We start from the raw sequence: 20,890 nt of genomic DNA on the forward strand, positions 1-20,890 counted from the left end.
TAAGTTATCTTATTATATCGAATTTTTTGGTTTTTCATAGAGTTTCATGAAATAAATCAAGAAAAGCACCCTTCAAAGAAAGGTGCCCCTCTTTATTCCAGCGGTTCCTCCGCACCTTCCAGCCACACGGCTTCTGGTTTCTGATCACGAATCAAAAATAGCCCCGTTGCAAACAGCAGACCAGAAGCGATCGTCATCAATAAGAAAGAAACATTCATCCCGTGAAGCAGTGCACTCGTCCCCGTTAAGGTCGTGCTGTTTTGCGCCACACTATTCATGATCCCGACAAATAATGCTGTCCCGATAGCGCCTGACACCGTCCGCAAAGAAGTCAATAATGCTGTTCCATGCGCCGTCAACTGCGGCGGAATATTTTTATTTCCCCACGTCACGAAGGGCATCAACAAACAGCCTGTGGCGGCACAGCGCAGCATGTTCAAGACCACTGCTACCCAAATACCCGTGTGTATATGGATGAAATACATGCCGATGTTGCTCAAGACCAGTGAGCCGCCGCCGAAAATCGTCAACAGACGGATGCCGACTTTGTCATAGATTCGTCCAGCCACCGGACTTAAAAAAGCCGAGACTAGGGAACCTGGCAAAACGACTAATCCTGAGATCGTCGCTGATTTGCCTAAAATCGACTGCACATAAAGCGGCATCAGCATCGCCGAACCCATCAAGACCAAGTAAAGCATGATACTGCCAAAGACACTGATGGCATACTCTTTTGTTTTTAAGACCCGCAGATCCAAAAATGGGGTTTCTGCTCTTAACTGACGGAAGACAAAGAAGATCCCTGCTATTAAACCGATCGCTAAGGTTCCTAAAACCGGCAAGCTGAAAAAGCCATAGCTGCCGATGTTTCCAAAGCCTAAAGTGATCCCACCAAAGGCGAAGGCACTCAAAACAAAAGAGGTCTGATCAAATTTGCTGTTGCTTACTGGCAATACATCATCAAAAACCTTTATGGCCCAAATCAATGAGATCAAAACAATCACGGCAACGATATAAAAAATCGCATGCCAGTTCAAGCGGTCCACGATCAGCCCAGCGATCGTCGGTGCGATCACAGGTGCCGCGGTGATTGAGAGTCCATACCAGCCCATCACGACACCGATGCGATTGATCGGATAAATCGATAAGAGGATCACTTGTGCCATCGCGGTCAAGATTCCATTGCCTACGGCCTGCAAAATACGAGCAAGCATCATGACTAGAAAATTGGGAGCTGCAGCACAAAGCAGCAAGCCCACCAACGCAATTCCTAAGGCAGCGAGATACAGCTTTTTGGTTGGCACACGATTCATAAGATATGCCGTCAAGGGCATAACGATCGCCATCGCCAAGGAATAACCGCTAGTCAGCCATTGTCCCGTAGTGACGGAAATCTGCAGGTCAGTGACGATGGTGGGTAAAGCCGTCGTCAAGGCGGTCGCCAACATGGATACGGCAATACATGTAATCATTAAATTAATAAAAATCAGCGTCCGCTGACGTTCCGTTCGTTGGACTGTTTCACTCAATCAACGTCCGCCTCCTTCTCAAGATAAAACTGTTCGATTTTTGCTAAGGCTTGACCAAAGGCTTGTTTTTCTTCTGCCGTCAAATAGGTCAGCATTTCTTGGTGCGCCTTGCTACGTTTTTCTTTCATTCGCTGTGCCTCTTCCTTGCCTGCTTCCGTCAGCGAAATCAGATGGATGCGTTTATCTTTCGGATCGACTTCTTTTTGGATCAGCCCTTTTTCAGCCAGTTTTTTTAGTAGTTCGCCAGTGGATGTCGAGCGAATCGCTAAATACGCGGCGAGATCTTTTTGGGTCAACGTCCCTTTTTCGTCCAATACCAGTAGGCAATTGAACTGTCCCCGACCTGGCATAAAACGCCCATATTTTTGTTCCGCATACCGCCGATTTAATTTATACACTTCAAACAATCGTTCCACGATTTCTTGTTCGGAAACCATCGACCTTCAGCTCCTTTCGCCTCTTCACTATTTAGATAGGTACCTAGTTAAAAGTCCGCTCTCCATTTTACATAGGTACCTATCTATTGTCAAGAAAGGATTGACATTGAGAGCGGATGCAGCAACCAAAAACGAAAAAAGCATTGAAACTTACGCTTCAATACTTTCCTCGTGGTTCTTTTTCTCCGCAAACTCTGCCAGCAGTTGCCGAACTTCATCGGTTGATTTGGTATTCATCAATTTTGCTCGCAAATCACTGGCACCAGGGAAGCCTTTGACATAGATTTTAAAGAAACGATGCAATCCTGCGATCGAGCGTGGCACCATTTTGGCGTAATGATCCTGCAAGTCTAATTGCAGCTGTAGCAAGCCTAATAGCTCTTCTGAGGTATGCTCTTTCGGTTCTTTTTCAAAGGCATAGGGATTCTTGAAAATACCCCGACCGATCATGATTCCGTCTACGCCATATTTTTCTGCTAGCTCTAAACCTTTGGTACGATCAGGGATATCGCCGTTGATCGTCAGCTTCGTTTGTGGGGCGATTCGGTCCCGCAAGGCCACCACTTCAGGAATCAATTCCCAATGGGCATCGACCTTGCTCATTTCTTTGCGGGTTCGCAAATGGATCGAAAGGTTAGCGATATCTTGTTGCAGGACATGGGTCAACCAGGCTTCCATTTCCCCTAGTTCGGTATAGCCCAAACGCGTCTTGACGCTGACCGGCAAGCCGCCAGCTTTGGCTGCTTGGATCAGCTCAGCAGCAACTTCTGGTCGCAAGATCAAGCCGCTGCCTTTGCCTCGTCCGGCAACGTTTGGCACTGGACAGCCCATATTTAAGTCAATCCCTTTAAAGCCCATCTCGGCTAATCCGATACTCATTTCACGGAAATACTCTGGCTTGTCTCCCCAAATGTGGGCTACCATCGGTTGCTCATCTTCGGTGAAGACTAAACGTCCCCGCACACTGTCGCGTCCTTCTGGATGACAGTAACTATCGGAGTTAGTAAATTCCGTAAAGAAAACATCTGGTGCGCCGGCAGCTTGAACGACATGCCGAAAAACGACATCGGTGACATCTTCCATTGGTGCTAGAATAAAAAAAGGCTTCGGCAATTCAGCCCAAAAATTTGTTGTCATGATTTACGCTCCATTTCTTTGTCCAAGGATCTTATTTTATGACCCTACTTGCAAAACAAACCCCATTATACTAAGAATGAGTCAAAGAAGCAAAAGAGCAAGACGACACCCGTCGGTGCTTCGCCTTGCTCTTTTGCAACAGACGCTTAATACTGCCGAATAACTGGTGGTTCGTAAGCTTGAATAAAGACTTCCAGCTCCTGGGTTGTTTGCGCAAAGCCGATTTTTTCGCGATCGGCCTGCGTCAAGAACTCATTTTCCACCATGTTGTCATACAAGGCTCTCGTTGCGCGGTAAAAGTTGTTCACATCATAAAAAGCACAAGGATTCGGGTTTTGACCGATTCTTGACCACGAGATCATCTCCGTGATTTCTTCCAGCGTCCCGGGACCACCTGGCAGTGCGACAAACGCCTGCGACAATTCGAACATTTTTCGTTTTCTTTCTGACATCGTCTCGACGACATGGAGTTCGGTCAATCCAGGATGTGCTAGTTCCCGATCTTTTAAAAAGGTTGGGATCACCCCGATCACCTGACCGCCATTTTCTAAGACAGCATCTGCCAGCACGCCCATCAAGCCCGCTTTTCCGCCGCCATAGACCAGCGTATTTTGCCGTGAAGCGATCCACTGCCCCAATTCTTGGGCGGCTGTTGCAAAACTAGGTTCATTACCGACACTGGCACCACAATAGACTGCAATTTTCATAAAACTCTCCATCATCCTTCTCAATCATTTTGAAATAGTATATCATGATTCTGATAAAGGTTCTGGGAAAGGATGGAAAAAAAATTATGAACATTGAGGAATATCAACGATTTATCAGTGACTTCTACAAAGCCCGCAACTGGTATCAATATGATCCGTTTATTCGGGCGAATTTTTTAGCAGAAGAAGTCGGGGAAGTGAGCCGTGCCATTCGGACATTGGAGATTGGCCGTGACCGTCCCGATGAGCAAGAAGGCTTGCCGGAAGAAAAACTGGCAAATCTGACGGAAGAATTGGGCGATGTACTGGATAACTTATTTATTCTCGCCGATAAATACGATATTTCTCTGGAAACAATCATGCAAAAACACAAAGAAAAGCTTTTGTCTCGCTATCAAATGAACCAAGAGACAGAAAAAAACAGCTAACGGGCTACTTGTTGCGTAACGGGCAGCGGCAAAGGTTGCTTTTCCCAAATACAAAAAACCAACGTTTCTGTGGTCAATCGGCCAGTGAAACGTTGATTTTCTTCTATTATATAAAAAGTTGGTTCTCCTTTTTATGGGAATAGGAGGTGTTTATTGTGCCATTTGCTCTACCAGTTCTTCCAAACCAGTCAAGGCTTGGTAGCCGTAGCCAAAGAGATAATTGTAGTCCATGCTGTAGACTTGTTTGTTTTTGATGGCTTTCATGCTAGAGAGTTTGTCGTTTTTGTATAAGCCTTCAATGATTTCTTGACCGGAAACACTGCCTTCGATCGTTGACCAGTCGCCGACGATCAAGACATCGGGATCCGTTTCGATCAAAGTTTCGACACTGACTTCCCCTGAATAGTCTTGAAACACATTGTTCAGTTTGATCATATCAAAGTTGCTATTGAAAAAAGACTCGTCCTGAGCGGCATAGACACTGACAACACTAGGATCAGACATAAAGAGATGGGCAAAGGTTTGCTCTTCTTTGTCTGCTACTTTTTCTTCCAAGGCACTCTGACGATCCTTTAATTCTTTTTCAAAAGCAGCGGCTGCCTCAGGGACATTGAAGAGCTTACCAAGGTTTTCAATGTCTTGATAAACAGAATCAAACGTCGCCCCAGTGACAGAGGTTTCTTGGACATAAGTCGGAATGCCCATCTCATTCAAGGAATCAACGGTGCCGACGCCCCAATCTTGGTTATCGAAAAGTCCCCCGCGGCCAAAAATCAAATCTGGATCCACACTTAAGGCTGTTTCTTTACTGATATAGTCGCTGCCCAGGTCGTTGAGTTCTGCGTAATCGGCAGCAACTTCCTCATCAGCGGCACCAAAGGTTGCACCGACACCCGCAATCTGATCCTTGAGGCCGAGATGCAGCAGCAATTCCGCTGCTGGTCGTGTGTTGGCAACGACTTTTTTTGGTGCCTCATTAAAGGTTTGATCCTTGGCGGTCCATTGCGTGCCGCCTTCTGCTTTGGTGTAGTTGCTGATGGTTAAGGGATACGTACTTTCTGCCTGTGAGGAAGAAGCCGAAGTTCCTTCATCCTTCGTATTGCCGCAAGCGCTTAATGTAAAGACTGCCAATCCTACCCCAATCATTTTTCCCCATTTATTCATCTGTTTGCTCCTTTTCAAAATAATAATGAAACCCTAATCCGCCTGTGATCGGATGATGGTAAATACTGCATTTCACGCCATAGATTTCTTCGATCAGTTCTTCTGTCAGCAGCGTTTCTGGTTCGCCATACCCTACGACCCGACCATCTTTTAAGGCATAGATGATGTCGCAATAGTTGGCTGCTTGTTCTAAATTATGCAGCGCCGCCAACAAGCCAATCTTCAGATGCTTGACGGTCTCTAAGATTTCCAGCTGGTAACGGATATCCAAATGATTGGTCGGCTCATCGAGAATCATAAATTTCGGTTCTTGGGTGATGGCACGAGCAAGGACGACCCGCTGTTTTTCGCCTCCTGATAATGAGAGGTAGCTGCGTTTTCTGTAGGCACTTAACCCTGTTTTGGCTAAGGCTTCGGTGACCAGCTCATGATCGGCTTTGGTGTCTTGTTCCAACAACCCCTTGTGGGGCGTGCGGCCTAAAAGCACCATCTGTTCTACTGTTAAATCAAAGCTCAACTCATTGAACTGACTGACGACGCTGACTTGCTGGGCGACTTTTTTTTCGGAACTTTTCAAAATATTCATCTCACCCAAATAAATTTCGCCGCTGTCAGGTTTCAACGTTTTGTAGATGGCTTTTAACAACGTGGACTTCCCACTGCCATTAGACCCAATCAAACCGACAAATTGCCCTTGTGCGGTTTGGACGGAGATGTCTTTTAGAATCTGCTGATCCCCGATCGTCAGATTGAGCTTTTCAACTGCCAATTTCATCTCGTCACCCCCCAAAGTTGTATTGTCGTTTGACAATGATATAGATAAAGATCGGTGCGCCAATCAGCGCTGTAATGATCCCGATCGGCAGTTCGACTCCTTGCAGGGTCGAGCGGGCGATCACATCCGCCCAAATCAAAAACAACGCGCCTGTCAAAGCGGTCAAAGGCATCAACAGGCGATGATCCGAGCCGCTGACTCCACGTACGATATGAGGAATGATCAAGCCGACAAAGCCGATCATCCCAGAATTCGCAACGATGATACTAGTTAATAGCGCTGCTAGCAGCATGTAAAAACGCCGATAGAAGGTCAGCTTGACCCCTAAGGTGGAAGCAACTTCATCCCCCAACAAAAGCGTATTCAAAACACGGTATTGCGTCAGGAAGAACAGCGTGATCAAAGAAACCAGAACCACGATAAAGCCCAATTTATTCCAAGAAGCCGAGGCTAGGCTGCCCATCGACCAAAACGCTACGGTCTTCATCCCTTCTGCATTGCTAGCCAGATAGATGATCAAGTTTGAAACAGAGCTGCATAAGGCACTGACGATCGTCCCCGACAGCACAAGTTTTGTGGAAGTCATTTTCCCACCGATACTGGCAAGCAGCAGCACCAAAATAGTCGCAATCCCCGCTCCTGCAAAGGCGCCAAACGATAAGCCCAGCTGCAAGACTAGCGCCGAGCCGCCAAAACCGACTAAGATGGCAAAGGTCGCCCCTAAGGATGCGCCGGAAGAGATCCCTAGGATATATGGATCTGCCAGCGGATTTTGGACCACTGCCTGCATCACTGCCCCGCTGATCGCTAACCCCATCCCCACAAAAATAGAAAGCAAGACCCGCGGTGCCCGAACAAACCAGACGATATTGATGTTTGCGTCTGAAATGCCTGAAAGATCACCAACCAACCCGTGGCTGATTTTATAGAAGAGAATTTGGTAAACTTCGCCAAGGGTGATATTGGCTTGGCCGTTTGCCAAAGCAACTCCTGCAGATAAGAGAATGGCGACAACTAAAACACAGCAAATGATTGTCGACACCATCCAACGATTTGATTTAATCAACCCTACCGACATGTGATTCTCCTTTATTCAGCACGAACTCCTCTGATTTCACAGCAAAAACAACCTGAGTGTTGCCTCGCCGCCATCATAAAAGAAGCATCTGTGCGTTTTTTCGCTTATAAAAGTTCTTCTCATGAAAAGCGCCAAAGCCATGTGCTACTTTGACATCTATTTGCAAATGAGAATCACTCTCAATGAATAGAGTCATTATAAGGAACCTTTTGTGAAATGTAAATAATTTTCTGAAAATTTCCTTAAATAAGAGTTATTCTAATGTTCGGGATTGATTGGGCGTTTTCCTCTCCATTGACCTATCGAAAACACGGTATCCGTGAAGAAGCAAATTCTTCGGCAAAATAATCCATTTTTTTTAATGATGAAAAAAGACAGACTTCATTTCGTACGAAGTCTGTCTCCAGTCTAATGCCTATGCTTAGGCAGGCTTTTTCTTGCTAGCTTCCCTTTGTTCGAACGTGAAACCTATGCGTTGCCAAGGATTTGCTGATTCAACGAAATCATCTCCAAAAGACCTTGAGCGGCTTCGCTGCCTTTGTTGCCGGCTTTGGTTCCCGCCCGTTCAACGGCTTGTTCGATCGTTTCAGTCGTCAACACACCAAACATGATCGGAATGTCGGCATTCAGACCAATTTGGGCTACGCCTTTCGCCACTTCATTTGAGATCAATTCATAGTGGGTCGTTGCTCCGCGAATCAAGGCACCTAATGTCACGATCCCATCGTATTGTTTGTGGTCAACGATTTTTTTGGTAATATACGGAATCTCATAAGCACCTGGTACCCAATACACATCGATGTTTTCTGCTTTGACTCCATGACGCACCAAATTGTCTTTGGCGCCTTCCACTAACTTGGAAGTGATAAACTCGTTGAATCGTGAAACCACGATCCCTACTTTGACTGCCTCTCCCTGAAACGTTCCTTCAAATACTGTCATCGCTCATTCTCCTTTGGTTGATTAAATAGATAGGTAATGGTGAAACTTTTCTTTCTTCGTTTTCAAATAGCTGCTGTTTTCTTTATGCGCGGGCATCTCCAGCGGAACCCGTTCTGCTACCTTGATCCCTAAGCTTTCTAATTCCTTCACTTTGTCAGGGTTATTGGTCATCAGTTGAATCTCCTGCACTTCTAAGGAACGTAAAACATCGGCAGCAAACGTGTAATGACGAGCATCTGCTGCAAAACCCAATGCAATATTTGCTTCATACGTATCCAATCCTTGTTCCTGCAACTGGTAGGCACGGAGCTTGTTCCGCAAGCCAATACCGCGGCCTTCTTGGCGTAGATACAAAATCGCACCACGGCCTTTTGCTTCGATCTGGCGCATCGCTTCTTGCAGCTGTTCGCCACAATCACAGCGATGAGAGCCGAAGACATCGCCTGTTAAACACTCTGAATGGATCCGTAGTAACAGCGGCTCGGTAGTATGTTGAATCTCGCCTTTGGCTAGTAAAAGGTGTTCATTGCCGAATTCATCTTCAAATAAGGTCAATTGGAACGCCCCATAAGCCGTTGGCAAATCCACCGTGATAGGTGCAGTTCCTCGTAGATATTCCGCCAACTCGTCAATGGTCAAAAACGGCAGCTGCCATTTTTCTGCTAATTTTTTCAATTCTGGGACCCGAGCCATCGTGCCATCTTCATTTAAAATCTCACAAATGTAGGCTGCTTCCACGCTGCCAGCAAGCTTTGCTAAATCCACAGCCGCTTCTGTATGTCCTCTGCGTTCCAACACGCCGCCAGGTTGAGCGGTCAATGGGAAGATATGGCCAGGGCGATAAAAATCCGCAGCCTGTGACGTAGGATCAGCCAACTTTTCAATCGTCACTGCCCGGTCTTTCGCAGAAATTCCTGTACTCGTCGTCACGTGATCGACACTGATGGTAAACGCGGTGCCAAAGGCATCCGTATTATTGGCGGTCATCTCAGGCAATGCCAGCTTTTCAGCGATCGCTTGTGAGAGGGGTGCACAGATCAAGCCGCGGCCATAAGTCGCCATAAAATTGACAGATTCTGGCGTTGCGTATTCAGCGATCCCAATCAAATCTCCTTCTGATTCCCGATTTTCATCATCGGCGACAATCACTAAGCCGCCCTTTTTTAACCATTCCACTGCTTGTTCTACTTTATGCATCGTCTGCCTTCTTTCATTTTCGTTGGTATTTGACATATTTCCCGATCATATCCGTCTCGATATTGACCCACTCCCCTTGTTTCAACTGCCCCAGCGTCGTCTGGTCTTTGGAATGGGGGATCAAGCTAACGGAAAATGCCTGTGCCGTCGTCTGGGTAACCGTCAAACTGACGCCATTGATCGCAATCGACCCTTGCGAAATGATTTCCCCTTGCACACTGACAGGATAAGCAAATGTCAAGATCAAGGCATTTTCCAACTGCTTTTTCTGGATCAAACGGGTCGTTACATCGATGTGGCCAGCGACAAAGTGGCCTTCAAAACGCTGCGTTGCTGCCATCGCTCGTTCCAAATTGACTTCGGCACCCACCGAGAGTTGTTTAAAGGTCGTACGTTGAAAGGTTTCTGGCATGATATCCACCGTAAACGTCGTCGCTTGTTTGGCGATCGCCGTCAAACACGTCCCGTTGATCGCCATACTGTCTCCGATCTGGTAATCCGCCAACAAGCCTTCCGACGCACTGCAGGTTAGCTGGATCGTGCGGCTTTGCTTGCGGATCTCTTTGATACGGCCTTTTTCCTGAATCAATCCTGTGAACATTCCTCTGGTCTCCTTCCTCGGATGCAAACATCTTCCCCAACTGCCGTCACCGTCACCTCTGTTAGCTGCTGCAGCTGTTTCGGGGTACGCTCACTGGTAAAACTTGCAAGACTATTGCCCCCAAGAAACTTTGGCGCCACATAGGTAATGCTTTCTTGCCACAGTCCGCTGGCTAAAAAGGCATCATGGATCGCAGCGCCTCCTTCTACGTAAAGCGATTGGACCTGTCGTGTGGCAAGCTCCTTCAACAATGCAGCGATCGTCAACTCTTCCAGCTGGATCACTGAGACATGCGCTGGCAAGTCGCTGACAGCTGTCTGCTGCGTAAAAATCCACACGGGTGCTGAATCATCGGCAAACAGTGCCAAATCGGGTTGCGACAGCGTTCGCCCCCGACGGTCTACCACGATGCGAATCGGCGGAAAGCTGGTTTCAACCGTGGTTAATAAGGTGGGATCATCCGTCAACACCGTCTGACTGCCCACTAAGATTCCTTGATAGTCCCCACGTTCTTGATGGACCTTTTGCCAAACCGCTGAACCAGTGATGGCACTGCGGGTTAACGCATCATGAGCGATCCGACCATCTAAAGTGATCGCTTGCTTCAATGCCACGTAAGGTCGCTGATGCTGATGGTAAAAATTATAGTGTGGATTCAAACGGCGCACTTCTGTTTCTTCGATACCCACCAACACGTCGATGCCCTGATTTTCTAAAAAGCGCTTGCCTTGTCCAGCCACGATCGGGTTAGGGTCTAACTGGCCGACGACTACTTTTTTGATGCCGCTGTCGATGATCAGCTGGGTGCAAGGCGGCTGTTTTCCTTGATGGTTACAAGGTTCTAATGTCACGTATAAAGTCGAATTGATTAGGTCTTCGGAGGAATGGCATTGTTCGATGGCGTTTCGTTCCGCATGGGGCTGCCCATAGACTAAGTGAGCCCCTTTGGCAATGATCCGTTGCTCTTTGACGATCACGGCGCCCACTAGCGGATTGGTAAAGGTTTGGTAACGCCCTTTTTTGGCTTCTGCGATCGCCAAACGCATGTATTCGTTATGCATCTTCCTTCCTCCTTTCAATAAAAAAATGCCTCGTGAGAATCTCACGAGGCATAGACAAACAAGACCGGCAAAAAATCAGTTTTAGACGCACTGCGCCCCTTGAAATTTTGTGGTTTTTCTTCTCCCATCCAGACTTTCACTGTCGGTGCCAGATTCACACTGGCTCCACCGCATAGCTATGCGGGTCACGGACTTCAAGCATTGTACTTGTCACCGTCGGTCGGGAATTACACCCTGCCCCGAAGAATACTATTCAATTCATGTGCATTTTAGCCCGACCATTTTTGTTTGTCAATAGGCCTGATTACAAGCCAATAGGAATTCCTCTTGGCTTTTTCTTTTGGCAATCCCAAAGCAGCGACAGCAGAAATCCCTTGTCGTTCCGCCATTTCCCTAAGCTGCAGCAAGGCGATTTTGCCTGTAAAAAAACACGAGAAAACCTAGGTTAAATATTTTTTCTCGAACGAAGCCATTTATCGAACTCCGTCACGAGTAAGACGACCATCCCAGAAGCTGCTGAGATGACCCAGCCGATCAAGGACATGTCCTCCGTATGAAAGGCGCTTTGCATAAATGGGACATAGGTCAATAACAGTTGCAGAACCAGCATCACACCAATGATCACGAACGCTTTTGGATTGGTGAAGGAAGCTTTAGAAAACGCTGGTGCACTGGTACGGATGTTGAACAAATAAAAAATCTTACTCAAGACCACGATATTGACCATCATGGTACTGGCAACGGCTTCGCTGACGCCTTGCAGCAAGAGCCAGTCATGAGCGATCAAACTGATGACTGCCATCAAAATCGATACATACGCCATCTGCCAAATATCGTGGCGATTCAACAATTTATTACCTGTCTTTCGCGGTTTGCGGTTCATGATCCCAGACTCTGCTGGTTCAAAGATAAACGCAAACTGGATCGTAATAGCAGAAACCATGTTGATCCACAGCAGTTGTGTCGCCTGCAGCGGCAATTCTTTTTGCATCATGATCGTAAAGGCAATGATCAGCCCTTCGGCAAAAGATGTCGGCAACAGAAACAGAATGCTCTTTTTGATGTTGTCATAGATCCTACGTCCTTCGCGAATCGCTAAGGACATGGTACCGAAATTGTCATCGGTCAAGATCATATCAGCAGAGTCTTTGGCTACATCCGTGCCGCTGATCCCCATCGCTACACCAATATCCGCCCGCTTCAACGCAGGGGCATCGTTGACACCATCCCCTGTCATCGCCGTGACTTTGCCTTTGGCTTGTAGCGCTCTGATAATGTCCAATTTATTTTTCGGCGTGGTTCGTGCAAAGACTTGATTCGTCAAGGCAGCATCTTGAAATTCAGCTTCACTCATCTGATCCAACTCGGCCCCAGTCACGACGTGAATCTCATCCGCTAAGCCAAGCTTTTCCCCAATCGCTTTGGCGGTCAGAGGATGATCCCCAGTGATCATTTTCACTTGAACACCGGCTTGGTTCATTTCCTTCAGGGAGGCAATCACTTCTTCTCGCGGCGGATCGATGATCCCGGCGATCCCTAGCAATTGTAGCCCTTGCTCAAAAATCGTTTCATCAATGTGATCAATCGAAACTTTCTGATAGCCCACCGCTACCACTCGTTTGCCTTCTGCCGACAAGCGGCGAACATGACCTGTCCAATAGGCTTCATTAAAAGGTGCCGCTTGTTTTTGCACCATTTCAAACAATTTATCTGGGGAGCCTTTAACAAATAACAAGCGTTCCCCCGCAGGGTTTGCCACTAGTTTCGCCATGTAGCGGTTGTCCGAATCAAAGGGCAGCATATCCAGCTCTTGGTAAGCAGGTGCTTGCGGATAGGCAAATTGCTTATGATACAGCGTCAAAAAGGAGCCGTCTGTTGGTTCCCCATTGATCGTCCAGTGATTTCCTTCTGGCACCAATACCGTATCGTTGGCTTCGTAGCCAGCTTCCAAAAACAACTGCAAGATGTCTTGCGTGCGAACGTCCTCCTGCTTTGGACGAATCACGCCCACCGGCGCATAGCCGTCACCCGTCACTTCATATTCCTGCTCAGCCAATACGATGTCTTTGACCGTCATTTCATTTTTGGTCAGGGTACCGGTCTTATCCGTCGCGATCACATCCACTGAGCCTAGCGTTTCAACCGCCGGCAGTGTTTTGATGATGGTGTGCTTGTTTTTTGCCATGTCGCTGACACCCATCGCCAAAACCACCGAGGTCGTTGCTGGCAATCCTTCTGGGATCGAGCCGACGATCATGGTGACGACGGCTAAGGACAAGACAGAGATCGCGTAGGTTTGCTGGAACAAACTGACGATAAACAGCAAGACCGCCACGCCCATGATCACATAGGTGATGCCTTTCCCCAGCCCATCGATTTCTTTCATCAACGGCGTTTTTCGTTCTTCCGTTTGATTGACTTCTGTGGAGATTTTCCCGATCTCAGTCGTGGCGCCGGTAGCGATCACGATGCCTTTCCCGCTTCCTGACGTCACGGAAGTCGAAGCAAACGCCAAATTCCGTTGTTCTGCTAATGGGGTTGCTTCATCCACTAAGGCATCTGTTATTTTTTCCACCGAATCGGCTTCACCAGTCAAGGCGGATTCTTGGATACGCAAGTTGTCGGCTTCGATGATCCGCAGATCCGCAGGCACATTGTCACCGGCTTCTAAGAATACAACATCCCCCGGAACGACTTCGGCAGCTGGAATGTCTTGCCGAATCCCATTCCGATAGACCGTGGCTTCTGCTGATAGCATCTCTTTGATCCGCTCTAACGCATCGGAAGCATTTGCTTCTTGGTAATAACCGATCAACGCATTGACCAGTACGACGATGCCAATGATCACGGCATCAGAGAAATGCCCCATCAGCAGCGTTAAGATGGCGGAGAAAATCAAAATGTAGATGATCGTGTTATGGAATTGCCGCAGCAGCAACCGCCACTTGGCGGTTTTTTTGATCGCTAATTGGTTCAATCCGTAGGTTTCTAACCGCTCGGTTACTTGTGCCTCAGTCAATCCTTGATCGATAGAGGGCACCTGATACTGTTCGATTGTTTCTGACACTGATAACTGAAACTCTTTTTTATTCATTTTTTTTCTTCCTTTTCTTTTTCATTGATGGATAACACAAATAAGCCCCTTATTTAGAAACTGCTCCTAAATAACGCGCTGTTGTTGGTCTCCTATTCAATTAAAAAGTAAGGCAAGTCAAAATAGTGTTTCTGCTCACCGTCACTCGAGTCGCTTGACATTCGTTTACCACCCCCTCTAAAGTTAGCAATAAGCGTAACAAACTATTTTTCCAAAGTCAAGAGTCATCGCTTTCATAGCAATGAAGAGGCATCTCAAAGTTTTTACGAAAAAAAACCGCACGACAACGATTCGCTGCCGTGCAGTTCCTTCAGTACATTCTCTTCAAGCCCAAAGGCACGCCTTATAGCTGATCCAGTGCCTCGCTGATCGGTGTTTCTCCTGCTTGGACTTTGATGACTTTTTGATAAGTTGCTGGACGTTCCAGCATTTCACCTAACAAGACGGCGACATCCTCGATCGGGATCGCACCAGAGGTCGTTTCACTGATCTCGATCAAACTAAATCCTGGTGTTTCTTTCAACGCACCCGGCTGCAAAATCGTATAGTCTAGTGCGGTATTGTCGATCAGCCAGCGATCAGAGAAAAATTTGGCGATCGTGTAATCCATCAATGACGCCATGCCTTCCCTTTGCCACTGTTCAGGTTCTAAGGCATAGGCTGAGCTAAGGTGGATGTAGCGCTTGATTCCTTTTGATTCAGCGGCTTGCATCACTTTGACCGCACCATACAGATCAGATTGCAGCAAGTCTTTGCCTCGGGAACCCGCCACGAAGTATACCGCTTCCGCATCTGCGAATTTGGCCGCCATCTCTTCCGGTTCCGTGTGTAAATCAAAGAACACGGGCTTGATATTCTCCGTTTCTGTGATTTTCTCACTGCTGCGCGCACCAGCATAAACGATGTGTCCTTGTTTTTCTAGAAAGGCGATCAATTTTTGGCCCACCCGTCCGGTAGCACCAACGACAAAAATTTTCATTTTCTTTACTCCTCTCGATTCTTTTTCCAACTCTTGCTAGTATCATCGTAGGACAAAAACCTAGATCCAACAACTATTCTGTTTCTAAACGAAGGAGAAAAAGGCACAGCACAAACCAATTCTTGCTATTTTTCCCCATAGAAACCCATGTTTTAAAAAAAACACCCCAAAAAATGAAAAAATTTTCTCAAACGATTGACAAAGCCTTGACTCTTTTGTAGACTAGGTAGAAATAATTTAAATATTTAGAAAATTCCAAATAAAGAAAAGGACGGTGGCGTATATGACCTGCACCAATGATAGCAAACGAATTATTTTATTATTATAGCCGGGACTGTTTGATTTATACATTCAAAGAGTCCCTATTCACATTGCATCCAAAAAGAAGATCAACTTCTTGAGATGGAGTGTTTTTTTATACCCATTTTCAAGGAAGCGGCCTTTTGCAGGCTGACACATTGATGTCAGATAGATTCGAAAACGCTCGTTGAACAACTGCTGCCGATTCCCCACGGTTATGCACTGCACTTATTCTAAAGACCCCTTCTGTTTGAACACTTGATTGGTCATGCAGAAAAAGGAAGGATGATTTTTTCTTATGAAAACCGTCAACACGATCGCTGCTTTTGTAAACAAGTATTTGATCTATATCATGATTTTATTGATGATCGTCTCTTATTTTTTCCCGCAACCCTTCTTATGGATTCCGCCTCGTACAACGATTCTTCTGAGCATCATCATGTTTTGTATGGGGATGACTTTAAACGTTGCTGCTTTTAAAATGGTCGTCTTACAGCCTAAAGCATTCATCTTAGGAGTGCTTTTCCAGTTCACCATCAGTCCTTTGGTTGCTTACGGCTTAGCGCAGCTGTTTGGTCTTTCTTCCGGTTTGATCATCGGGTTTGTCCTACTAGGTTGCGTTTCTGGTGGAACCGCCAGCAATGTCATGACCTTTATCGGCAAAGGCGATGTCGCCCTCACCGTTTCCATGACCACGGTATCGACCTTGTTAGCGACCGTCGTTACCCCCTTTTTGGTTTACATCTTGGCTGGTCAGTATACTGAGATCTCCTTCTGGGAAATGCTCTTGTCTGTATTGCAGATGGTGCTTTTGCCGATCATTTTAGGGGTGATCGTCCACAAACTCATTGCCAAGCACATCGAGCGATTTCTGCAATCATTTGTGTTGATTTCTTCCGTTAGTATCTTATTGATCGTTGCCGGAACTGTCGCTCGCAACGGTGCCGTCATCGTCCAATCTGGCTTGATCGTGATTTTCTTAGTCTTGCTCCATAACTTGATTGGCTACGGTGCAGGCTATGGTCTGAGCCGTGTGATGGGCGTCAGTGCCACCCAAGCCAAATCCATCATGTTTCAATTAGGAATGAAAAATACCGGCCTAGCGATCTCGTTAGCCAATGCCCACTTTGCCGCCATTGCTGCAGCCGTTACCCCTGCCGCAGTCGGCATGGTGATCCATCAAATTACCGGACCAATTTTAGCCAATCTCGTGGCCAAGAAAGAAGGAAAACAGTATGAGTCAAAGTATCTTTTTGCCAAACTACACAATCGGGGCGGACGCCTACGAAAAAGTAAATGAGATCGTAAAACCATACGGCACCAATGCCGTGATCATCGGCGGAAAAACCGCCCTTGAAAAAGCCGAAGACAAGATCAAAGCCGGTTTAACGTCAGCAGTCAAAGTGACGGATACCTTGTGGTACGGCGGCAACTCGACCTATGAAAACGTCGATCAGCTGTTAGCCAATCCAAGCGTCCAAGCCGCCGATGTTCTATTCGCCGTTGGCGGCGGCCGCGTTTGCGATACCGTCAAAGTGGTTGGAGAAAAAGCAGGCAAACCAGTCTTCACCTTTCCAACGATTGGCTCCAACTGCTCACCAGTCACCGCGGTCTGTGTCATCTATAAAGAAAACGGCGAGATGCAAGGGCTGTTTTTCCCTTCGCAACCACCGACCCATGCCTTTATCGACAGTGAGATCATCGCCCAGGCCCCCGACAAGTACTTATGGGCAGGAATCGGCGATGCCCTCTCCAAAGAGATCGAATCGACGTTTTCAGCGCGGGGCGATGAGTTAGACTACACCGATGGGTTAGGCATCCAAATCGGCAAAATGTGCACGGAACGCTTATTGCAATACGGCACACAAGCCTTGAAAGACAGTGCCGCCAATCAGCCATCTTATGCCATTGAGCAAGTCGTCTTGGATATCATCGTGACTATCGGCTTAGTTTCCGTCTTAGTCATCAATGATTACAACTCCGCCCTTGCCCATTCCTTTTACTACGGAACGACCGTTTTGGAAAAAATGGAAGACTATTTGCATGGTGCTTCCGTTAGTTACGGTGTTTTGGCCTTGTTGCAGCTCGATCAGCAAGAGGCCCTCTTCCAGCGCATCTACGCCTTTATGAAGGAAAACAAACTGCCGGTTTGCTTAGCAGATATGGGTCTTAACGCCACCAGCGACCTTGAGGCAATCTTAGATAAAGCAATGACCACCAATGATATCGTCCACGTGCCTTATGAGATCACGCGAGAAATGTTCAAACAAGCAATCTTAGACGTAGAAGCCTACCATGCCAAACAAAACCAAGCGTCATTGGCAGCTGCGAATTAAATGAAGCCCTCCAGCAATTCGTTGCTGGAGGGTTTTTGTATGGCCTTTTTTTCTCTTACGTTTGATTGCAGTCGGTTTGGATTTCATAAAAAATATTCATAGCAAGTTAATACGATACTACTCATTATCTAGGTCTTTAGAAAATATTAAAAAGCACAATCAGCCTATGATACGACTGAGAGACTGCTTACCTCCCTAATTATCTACTTGTGAATAAAAGCGCATGAAAAAGCAATCCTTGTTATACTTATAAATAACACGAAGCCCTTAGAAAAAGGAGGAATCCTCATGACCCGTTACAAACGATTTCGCTTTGCTCATTTAGTCGCTCTTTTGGTGCTGGGCTTACTCCTCACTGGCTGCAGTGCGGATACGGCACCGATTGAGGAACAACCGACTGCCAACACCGCCACTTCTTCTGAACCAGCGGTTTCCTATGAAACCTTTCCACTGCCGCAACCGATCTTAGACGGGGAAACCAGTGTGGCGGAAGCTCTCTTCGAGCGGCGCTCGCAACGGGATTTTCAAGACACCGAGCTAACACAAGAACAGCTGGCACAGCTTTTATGGGCCGCTGCCGGTGTCACTACAGAAGATGGTCGCCGGACAGCGCCTTCGGCTGGTGCCTTGTATCCCTTAGACCTCTATGTCGTGGTCACACAGGTAACGGGGCTTGAGCCAGGGCTTTATCTGTATCAACCTGAGCAACATGCCTTAGAAAAAATCCTTGCTGGTGATTTTCGGACCGCATTGGCGGAAGGTTCGTTGGATCAGCAAGCGATCCAACGGGCACCTGCCACATTGCTTTATACAGTGGTTTATGAACGACTGATTGAGCGCTATGGGGACCGAGGAATCGAACGCTATGCCTATATCGAAGTCGGTCATTCCGCCCAAAACGTCCTTTTACAAGCCCAAGCGTTAGGCTTAGGCGCTGTGCCGATCGGCGCCTTCACGGATCATGAACTCAAAGAATTATTACAACTGCCGACGGAAAATGAACCCCGCTATTTGATTCCAGTGGGGGTTATTGAGTAGCGCTACTGAATAACAGAGCCCATTTTCGTAGGATTGTCAGTCTTTCATTAGAAAACGGCAACTGGCAAGGTTGATTTTCCCAGCAAAACCAGTAGAATCGAAAAACCACCTGCAAAAACAGCAGGTGGTTTTTCTCTTTGCTTACAATTTGTATTCCCGGACTTCTTCTGGTATTTCTTCTAGCGGTAGCTCTTTTACTACCGCTTCGGTGCCTGCTTCCATCGCTGTATCGTAGTACCAGCATTTGTATTTGATCGTATTCATCGTTTCTTGCAAGGCTGCCATTTGCTTGGTGACTTCTTCCAAACGTTCATGAAACAGCTGCTGCCGTTTCTGCAAAGACGCATCGCCTTCTTCGCCCCAATCCAAGAAATTCTTGATGTCTTTGATGGGCATGCCGGTATTCTTCAAACAATCGATCACTTTGATCGTCGCCACTTCTTTTTCTGAAAACACCCGAATGCCGCCATTGCTACGGGCCATATTCGGAAACATTCCTTCTCGATCGTAGTAACGTAGTGTCGAGATGGGGATGTTAGTCGTTTTTGATACTTCACCAATCGAGTAACTCACTTGCATCGCTCCTAAAAAAGTTTTGTTTATCGCTTGACCTAAACCTAACTTCAGGTTCTACAATAAAATTACACCGCAAGCACTGTACTGTCAATCACCCGTCATCTCGCAGGTTTGGGTTTGGCAGCAGCAGGATTCGATGAAAAAATCATTCACTGGAGGAAAGACAAATGACAGAAATCAAAGAAAAAGTTATCGTAATTATGGGAGCCTCTTCAGGAATTGGGGAAGCAACCGCCGTTAAGCTAGCCGAACAAGGGGCAAAAGTAGTAATCGCCGCCCGCCGTGAAGAGCGCATCAAAGCACTGGCTGAAAAACTAGGAGAAAATGTCTTGTATCAAACAGCCGATGTCACGAATCGCGAACAAGTCCAACAAGTCATTGATTTAGCCATGACCTCCTTTGGTCGGATTGATGTCCTTTTCAATAATGCTGGCATCATGCCTCAAGGAAACTTGGCAGAGTTGAACTATGACAGCTGGCAAAAAATGCTGGATATCAATATCATGGGGGTATTGAACGGGATCGGCGCTGTGCTGCCCATCATGCAAAAACAACAAGACGGCTTGATCATCGCCACTGACTCAGTTGCTGGACATGTCATTTACCCGGGATCTGCCGTGTACAACGGGACAAAGTTTGCGGTTCGTGCAATCATGGAAGGTTTGCGCCAAGAAGAACGTGAACATGGCATTCGTTCCACCATCGTCTCTCCGGGAATGGTCTCCACGGAATTGTTTGAAACCGTAGGTAATGCTCAACTAGAAGCAGCCTTGAAAGAAACCTCTCGCGTAGAAGGCAACAGCCTAACGCCAGAAGATGTAGCAAATGCAGTGGTTTATGCCATTCAACAGCCCAAACATGTGGCGATCAGCGAAGTCTTGCTGCGCCCAGCAAAACAAACCGTTTAAGCTATTTCTACTAGCCCGTGAAACCTGCTATCCGCCTGAGGCGATCGCAGGTTTTTTTGTCGTCAAATCCCGCCGTTCCCCTAGGAAAAATTACTTGTTTTTCTTGTAACACCCGCTTGTCCGAGTAATGTAAACCAATCGTTGCTTTATGTAAACGACTAGGTTCTGTTGCTACGGGGGAAATTTTTTTATACTTAGTACAAAGCTTCCGTATAAAACGACCAATCAGAAACGAACCTACCGTATTTCTCTTATTTATGAATAGCCGAGCATGATTGATATCCCGCCTTCAACGTTGACTTGCAAGTATTATTAGCTGTCCTCTTTTAGTACTTGCTTTTTATAAAAGAATGGAGTGAGTGTATGAATGTGAAACAGCTGCTCGTCATTGCCGAGCAACGAAGAAACATCACGAATCAGAAATTGACCTATGCAGAAAACTTCTTGGCGGCCGGCTACTCTGCTGCCGAATTGCTGGCAGACGAAACCTTTCTCGAATTAGAGCGAAGGGAAACCCAACTGATTGCAGAACGCAATGCTATCTTTTACGAAGAAGTCAGCCACAATTAATCTCCCCTGTCCAATTGTAGGCGACGAAAAAGC

Annotated in this window: 20 protein-coding genes and 1 riboswitch; of the genes, 6 read left to right on the plus strand and 14 right to left on the minus strand. The window is 46.8% G+C overall.

Annotated features, from left to right (window positions below; translation table 11 throughout):
* Nucleotides 1–92: 92 nt before the first annotated feature.
* From CXM95_RS16910 to CXM95_RS16925, 4 genes are all read right to left on the minus strand, one after another.
* Nucleotides 93–1,529, minus strand: a complete 1,437-nt coding sequence (locus CXM95_RS16910) for an MDR family MFS transporter (RefSeq protein ID WP_233499062.1) — start codon at nucleotides 1,527–1,529, stop codon at nucleotides 93–95.
* Nucleotides 1,526–1,966: a MarR family winged helix-turn-helix transcriptional regulator gene (locus tag CXM95_RS16915; RefSeq protein WP_086316644.1), complete on the minus strand. Its 441-nt coding sequence runs from the start codon at nucleotides 1,964–1,966 to the stop codon at nucleotides 1,526–1,528. Before CXM95_RS16915 ends, CXM95_RS16910 begins: the two co-directional genes overlap by 4 nt.
* A 150-nt stretch (nucleotides 1,967–2,116) precedes the next feature.
* The gene (locus CXM95_RS16920) at nucleotides 2,117–3,103 is read right to left on the minus strand and encodes a tRNA dihydrouridine synthase (protein ID WP_005230648.1); all 987 of its coding nucleotides are present in this window, start codon (nucleotides 3,101–3,103) and stop codon (nucleotides 2,117–2,119) included.
* Nucleotides 3,104–3,249: 146 nt separating this feature from the next.
* Complete coding sequence (locus tag CXM95_RS16925) at nucleotides 3,250–3,810, minus strand: TIGR00730 family Rossman fold protein (protein WP_008380221.1); 561 nt, start codon at nucleotides 3,808–3,810, stop codon at nucleotides 3,250–3,252.
* An 86-nt stretch (nucleotides 3,811–3,896) separates the two neighbouring features.
* On the opposite strand from CXM95_RS16925, the gene CXM95_RS16930 reads away from it, so the two are divergent.
* Nucleotides 3,897–4,238: a MazG nucleotide pyrophosphohydrolase domain-containing protein gene (locus CXM95_RS16930; protein WP_034872892.1), complete on the plus strand. Its 342-nt coding sequence runs from the start codon at nucleotides 3,897–3,899 to the stop codon at nucleotides 4,236–4,238.
* Nucleotides 4,239–4,388: 150 nt separating this feature from the next.
* Here CXM95_RS16930 and CXM95_RS16935 read toward each other — a convergent pair whose 3' ends face one another.
* From CXM95_RS16935 to CXM95_RS16975, 9 genes are all read right to left on the minus strand, one after another.
* Complete coding sequence (locus CXM95_RS16935) at nucleotides 4,389–5,402, minus strand: ABC transporter substrate-binding protein (protein WP_005233274.1); 1,014 nt, start codon at nucleotides 5,400–5,402, stop codon at nucleotides 4,389–4,391.
* The gene (locus tag CXM95_RS16940; protein ID WP_086298790.1) at nucleotides 5,395–6,177 is read right to left on the minus strand and encodes an ABC transporter ATP-binding protein; all 783 of its coding nucleotides are present in this window, start codon (nucleotides 6,175–6,177) and stop codon (nucleotides 5,395–5,397) included. Before CXM95_RS16940 ends, CXM95_RS16935 begins: the two co-directional genes overlap by 8 nt.
* Before the next feature lie 4 nt (nucleotides 6,178–6,181).
* Nucleotides 6,182–7,255, minus strand: a complete 1,074-nt coding sequence (locus CXM95_RS16945; RefSeq protein WP_005233272.1) for a FecCD family ABC transporter permease — start codon at nucleotides 7,253–7,255, stop codon at nucleotides 6,182–6,184.
* Between the two features lie 468 nt (nucleotides 7,256–7,723).
* Nucleotides 7,724–8,197, minus strand: coding sequence for a 6,7-dimethyl-8-ribityllumazine synthase (gene ribH / locus CXM95_RS16950; RefSeq protein ID WP_005233264.1), 474 nt, complete (start codon nucleotides 8,195–8,197; stop codon nucleotides 7,724–7,726).
* 21 nt (nucleotides 8,198–8,218) lie between these two features.
* Entirely contained in the window at nucleotides 8,219–9,430 is a 1,212-nt protein-coding gene (locus tag CXM95_RS16955) for a bifunctional 3,4-dihydroxy-2-butanone-4-phosphate synthase/GTP cyclohydrolase II (protein WP_077452420.1), read from the minus strand.
* Nucleotides 9,408–9,995, minus strand: coding sequence for a riboflavin synthase (locus CXM95_RS16960; protein ID WP_101699446.1), 588 nt, complete (start codon nucleotides 9,993–9,995; stop codon nucleotides 9,408–9,410). The genes CXM95_RS16955 and CXM95_RS16960 overlap by 23 nt, the downstream gene beginning before the upstream one ends.
* The gene (gene ribD / locus CXM95_RS16965; RefSeq protein WP_016620295.1) at nucleotides 9,980–11,056 is read right to left on the minus strand and encodes a bifunctional diaminohydroxyphosphoribosylaminopyrimidine deaminase/5-amino-6-(5-phosphoribosylamino)uracil reductase RibD; all 1,077 of its coding nucleotides are present in this window, start codon (nucleotides 11,054–11,056) and stop codon (nucleotides 9,980–9,982) included. Before ribD ends, CXM95_RS16960 begins: the two co-directional genes overlap by 16 nt.
* 112 nt (nucleotides 11,057–11,168) lie before the next feature.
* Nucleotides 11,169–11,307: riboswitch (FMN riboswitch) on the minus strand.
* A 194-nt stretch (nucleotides 11,308–11,501) separates the two neighbouring features.
* Entirely contained in the window at nucleotides 11,502–14,150 is a 2,649-nt protein-coding gene (locus CXM95_RS16970) for an HAD-IC family P-type ATPase (RefSeq protein WP_101699447.1), read from the minus strand.
* A 343-nt stretch (nucleotides 14,151–14,493) separates the two neighbouring features.
* Nucleotides 14,494–15,129 carry an NAD(P)H-binding protein gene (locus CXM95_RS16975; protein WP_016620293.1) on the minus strand — a complete coding sequence of 212 codons (636 nt, stop codon included), beginning with the start codon at nucleotides 15,127–15,129 and terminating at the stop codon, nucleotides 14,494–14,496.
* A 598-nt stretch (nucleotides 15,130–15,727) separates the two neighbouring features.
* Here CXM95_RS16975 and CXM95_RS16980 point away from each other — a divergent pair.
* From CXM95_RS16980 to CXM95_RS16990, 3 genes are all read left to right on the plus strand, one after another.
* A complete protein-coding gene (locus tag CXM95_RS16980) occupies nucleotides 15,728–16,729 on the plus strand; it encodes a bile acid:sodium symporter family protein (protein WP_005233246.1) in 1,002 nt (333 codons plus the stop codon).
* Nucleotides 16,665–17,765 (plus strand): iron-containing alcohol dehydrogenase family protein, encoded by a 1,101-nt coding sequence (locus tag CXM95_RS16985; RefSeq protein WP_101699448.1) that lies wholly within the window; start codon nucleotides 16,665–16,667, stop codon nucleotides 17,763–17,765. The genes CXM95_RS16980 and CXM95_RS16985 overlap by 65 nt, the downstream gene beginning before the upstream one ends.
* A 288-nt stretch (nucleotides 17,766–18,053) precedes the next feature.
* Entirely contained in the window at nucleotides 18,054–18,803 is a 750-nt protein-coding gene (locus CXM95_RS16990; RefSeq protein WP_101699449.1) for a SagB/ThcOx family dehydrogenase, read from the plus strand.
* 141 nt (nucleotides 18,804–18,944) lie between these two features.
* On the opposite strand, the gene CXM95_RS16995 is transcribed toward CXM95_RS16990, so the two are convergent.
* Entirely contained in the window at nucleotides 18,945–19,382 is a 438-nt protein-coding gene (locus CXM95_RS16995) for a MerR family transcriptional regulator (protein ID WP_035006915.1), read from the minus strand.
* A gap of 164 nt (nucleotides 19,383–19,546) precedes the next feature.
* On the opposite strand from CXM95_RS16995, the gene CXM95_RS17000 reads away from it, so the two are divergent.
* Both CXM95_RS17000 and CXM95_RS17005 read left to right on the plus strand, forming a co-directional pair.
* Nucleotides 19,547–20,287 carry an SDR family oxidoreductase gene (locus tag CXM95_RS17000; RefSeq protein WP_008380252.1) on the plus strand — a complete coding sequence of 247 codons (741 nt, stop codon included), beginning with the start codon at nucleotides 19,547–19,549 and terminating at the stop codon, nucleotides 20,285–20,287.
* 363 nt (nucleotides 20,288–20,650) lie between these two features.
* Entirely contained in the window at nucleotides 20,651–20,857 is a 207-nt protein-coding gene (locus CXM95_RS17005; RefSeq protein WP_008380254.1) for a hypothetical protein, read from the plus strand.
* Nucleotides 20,858–20,890 lie beyond the last annotated feature (33 nt).

It is taken from the genome of Enterococcus sp. CR-Ec1, assembly GCF_002850555.1.
GTDB lineage: Bacteria > Bacillota > Bacilli > Lactobacillales > Enterococcaceae > Enterococcus_D > Enterococcus_D entomosocium.

Bases quoted from the DNA above. Each gene is read 5' to 3' on its own strand.
- CXM95_RS16915 (WP_086316644.1), bottom strand. From the start codon at position 1,966: ATGGTTTCCGAACAAGAAATCGTGGAACGATTGTTTGAAGTGTATAAA.
- CXM95_RS16920 (WP_005230648.1), bottom strand. From the start codon at position 3,103: ATGACAACAAATTTTTGGGCTGAATTGCCGAAGCCTTTTTTTATTCTA.
- CXM95_RS16925 (WP_008380221.1), bottom strand. From the start codon at position 3,810: ATGAAAATTGCAGTCTATTGTGGTGCCAGTGTCGGTAATGAACCTAGT.
- CXM95_RS16930 (WP_034872892.1), top strand. From the start codon at position 3,897: ATGAACATTGAGGAATATCAACGATTTATCAGTGACTTCTACAAAGCC.
- CXM95_RS16935 (WP_005233274.1), bottom strand. From the start codon at position 5,402: ATGAATAAATGGGGAAAAATGATTGGGGTAGGATTGGCAGTCTTTACA.
- CXM95_RS16940 (WP_086298790.1), bottom strand. From the start codon at position 6,177: ATGAAATTGGCAGTTGAAAAGCTCAATCTGACGATCGGGGATCAGCAG.
- CXM95_RS16945 (WP_005233272.1), bottom strand. From the start codon at position 7,255: ATGTCGGTAGGGTTGATTAAATCAAATCGTTGGATGGTGTCGACAATC.
- ribH (WP_005233264.1), bottom strand. From the start codon at position 8,197: ATGACAGTATTTGAAGGAACGTTTCAGGGAGAGGCAGTCAAAGTAGGG.
- CXM95_RS16955 (WP_077452420.1), bottom strand. From the start codon at position 9,430: ATGTCAAATACCAACGAAAATGAAAGAAGGCAGACGATGCATAAAGTA.
- CXM95_RS16960 (WP_101699446.1), bottom strand. From the start codon at position 9,995: ATGTTCACAGGATTGATTCAGGAAAAAGGCCGTATCAAAGAGATCCGC.
- ribD (WP_016620295.1), bottom strand. From the start codon at position 11,056: ATGCATAACGAATACATGCGTTTGGCGATCGCAGAAGCCAAAAAAGGG.
- CXM95_RS16970 (WP_101699447.1), bottom strand. From the start codon at position 14,150: ATGAATAAAAAAGAGTTTCAGTTATCAGTGTCAGAAACAATCGAACAG.
- CXM95_RS16975 (WP_016620293.1), bottom strand. From the start codon at position 15,129: ATGAAAATTTTTGTCGTTGGTGCTACCGGACGGGTGGGCCAAAAATTG.
- CXM95_RS16980 (WP_005233246.1), top strand. From the start codon at position 15,728: ATGAAAACCGTCAACACGATCGCTGCTTTTGTAAACAAGTATTTGATC.
- CXM95_RS16985 (WP_101699448.1), top strand. From the start codon at position 16,665: ATGAGTCAAAGTATCTTTTTGCCAAACTACACAATCGGGGCGGACGCC.
- CXM95_RS16990 (WP_101699449.1), top strand. From the start codon at position 18,054: ATGACCCGTTACAAACGATTTCGCTTTGCTCATTTAGTCGCTCTTTTG.
- CXM95_RS16995 (WP_035006915.1), bottom strand. From the start codon at position 19,382: ATGCAAGTGAGTTACTCGATTGGTGAAGTATCAAAAACGACTAACATC.
- CXM95_RS17000 (WP_008380252.1), top strand. From the start codon at position 19,547: ATGACAGAAATCAAAGAAAAAGTTATCGTAATTATGGGAGCCTCTTCA.
- CXM95_RS17005 (WP_008380254.1), top strand. From the start codon at position 20,651: ATGAATGTGAAACAGCTGCTCGTCATTGCCGAGCAACGAAGAAACATC.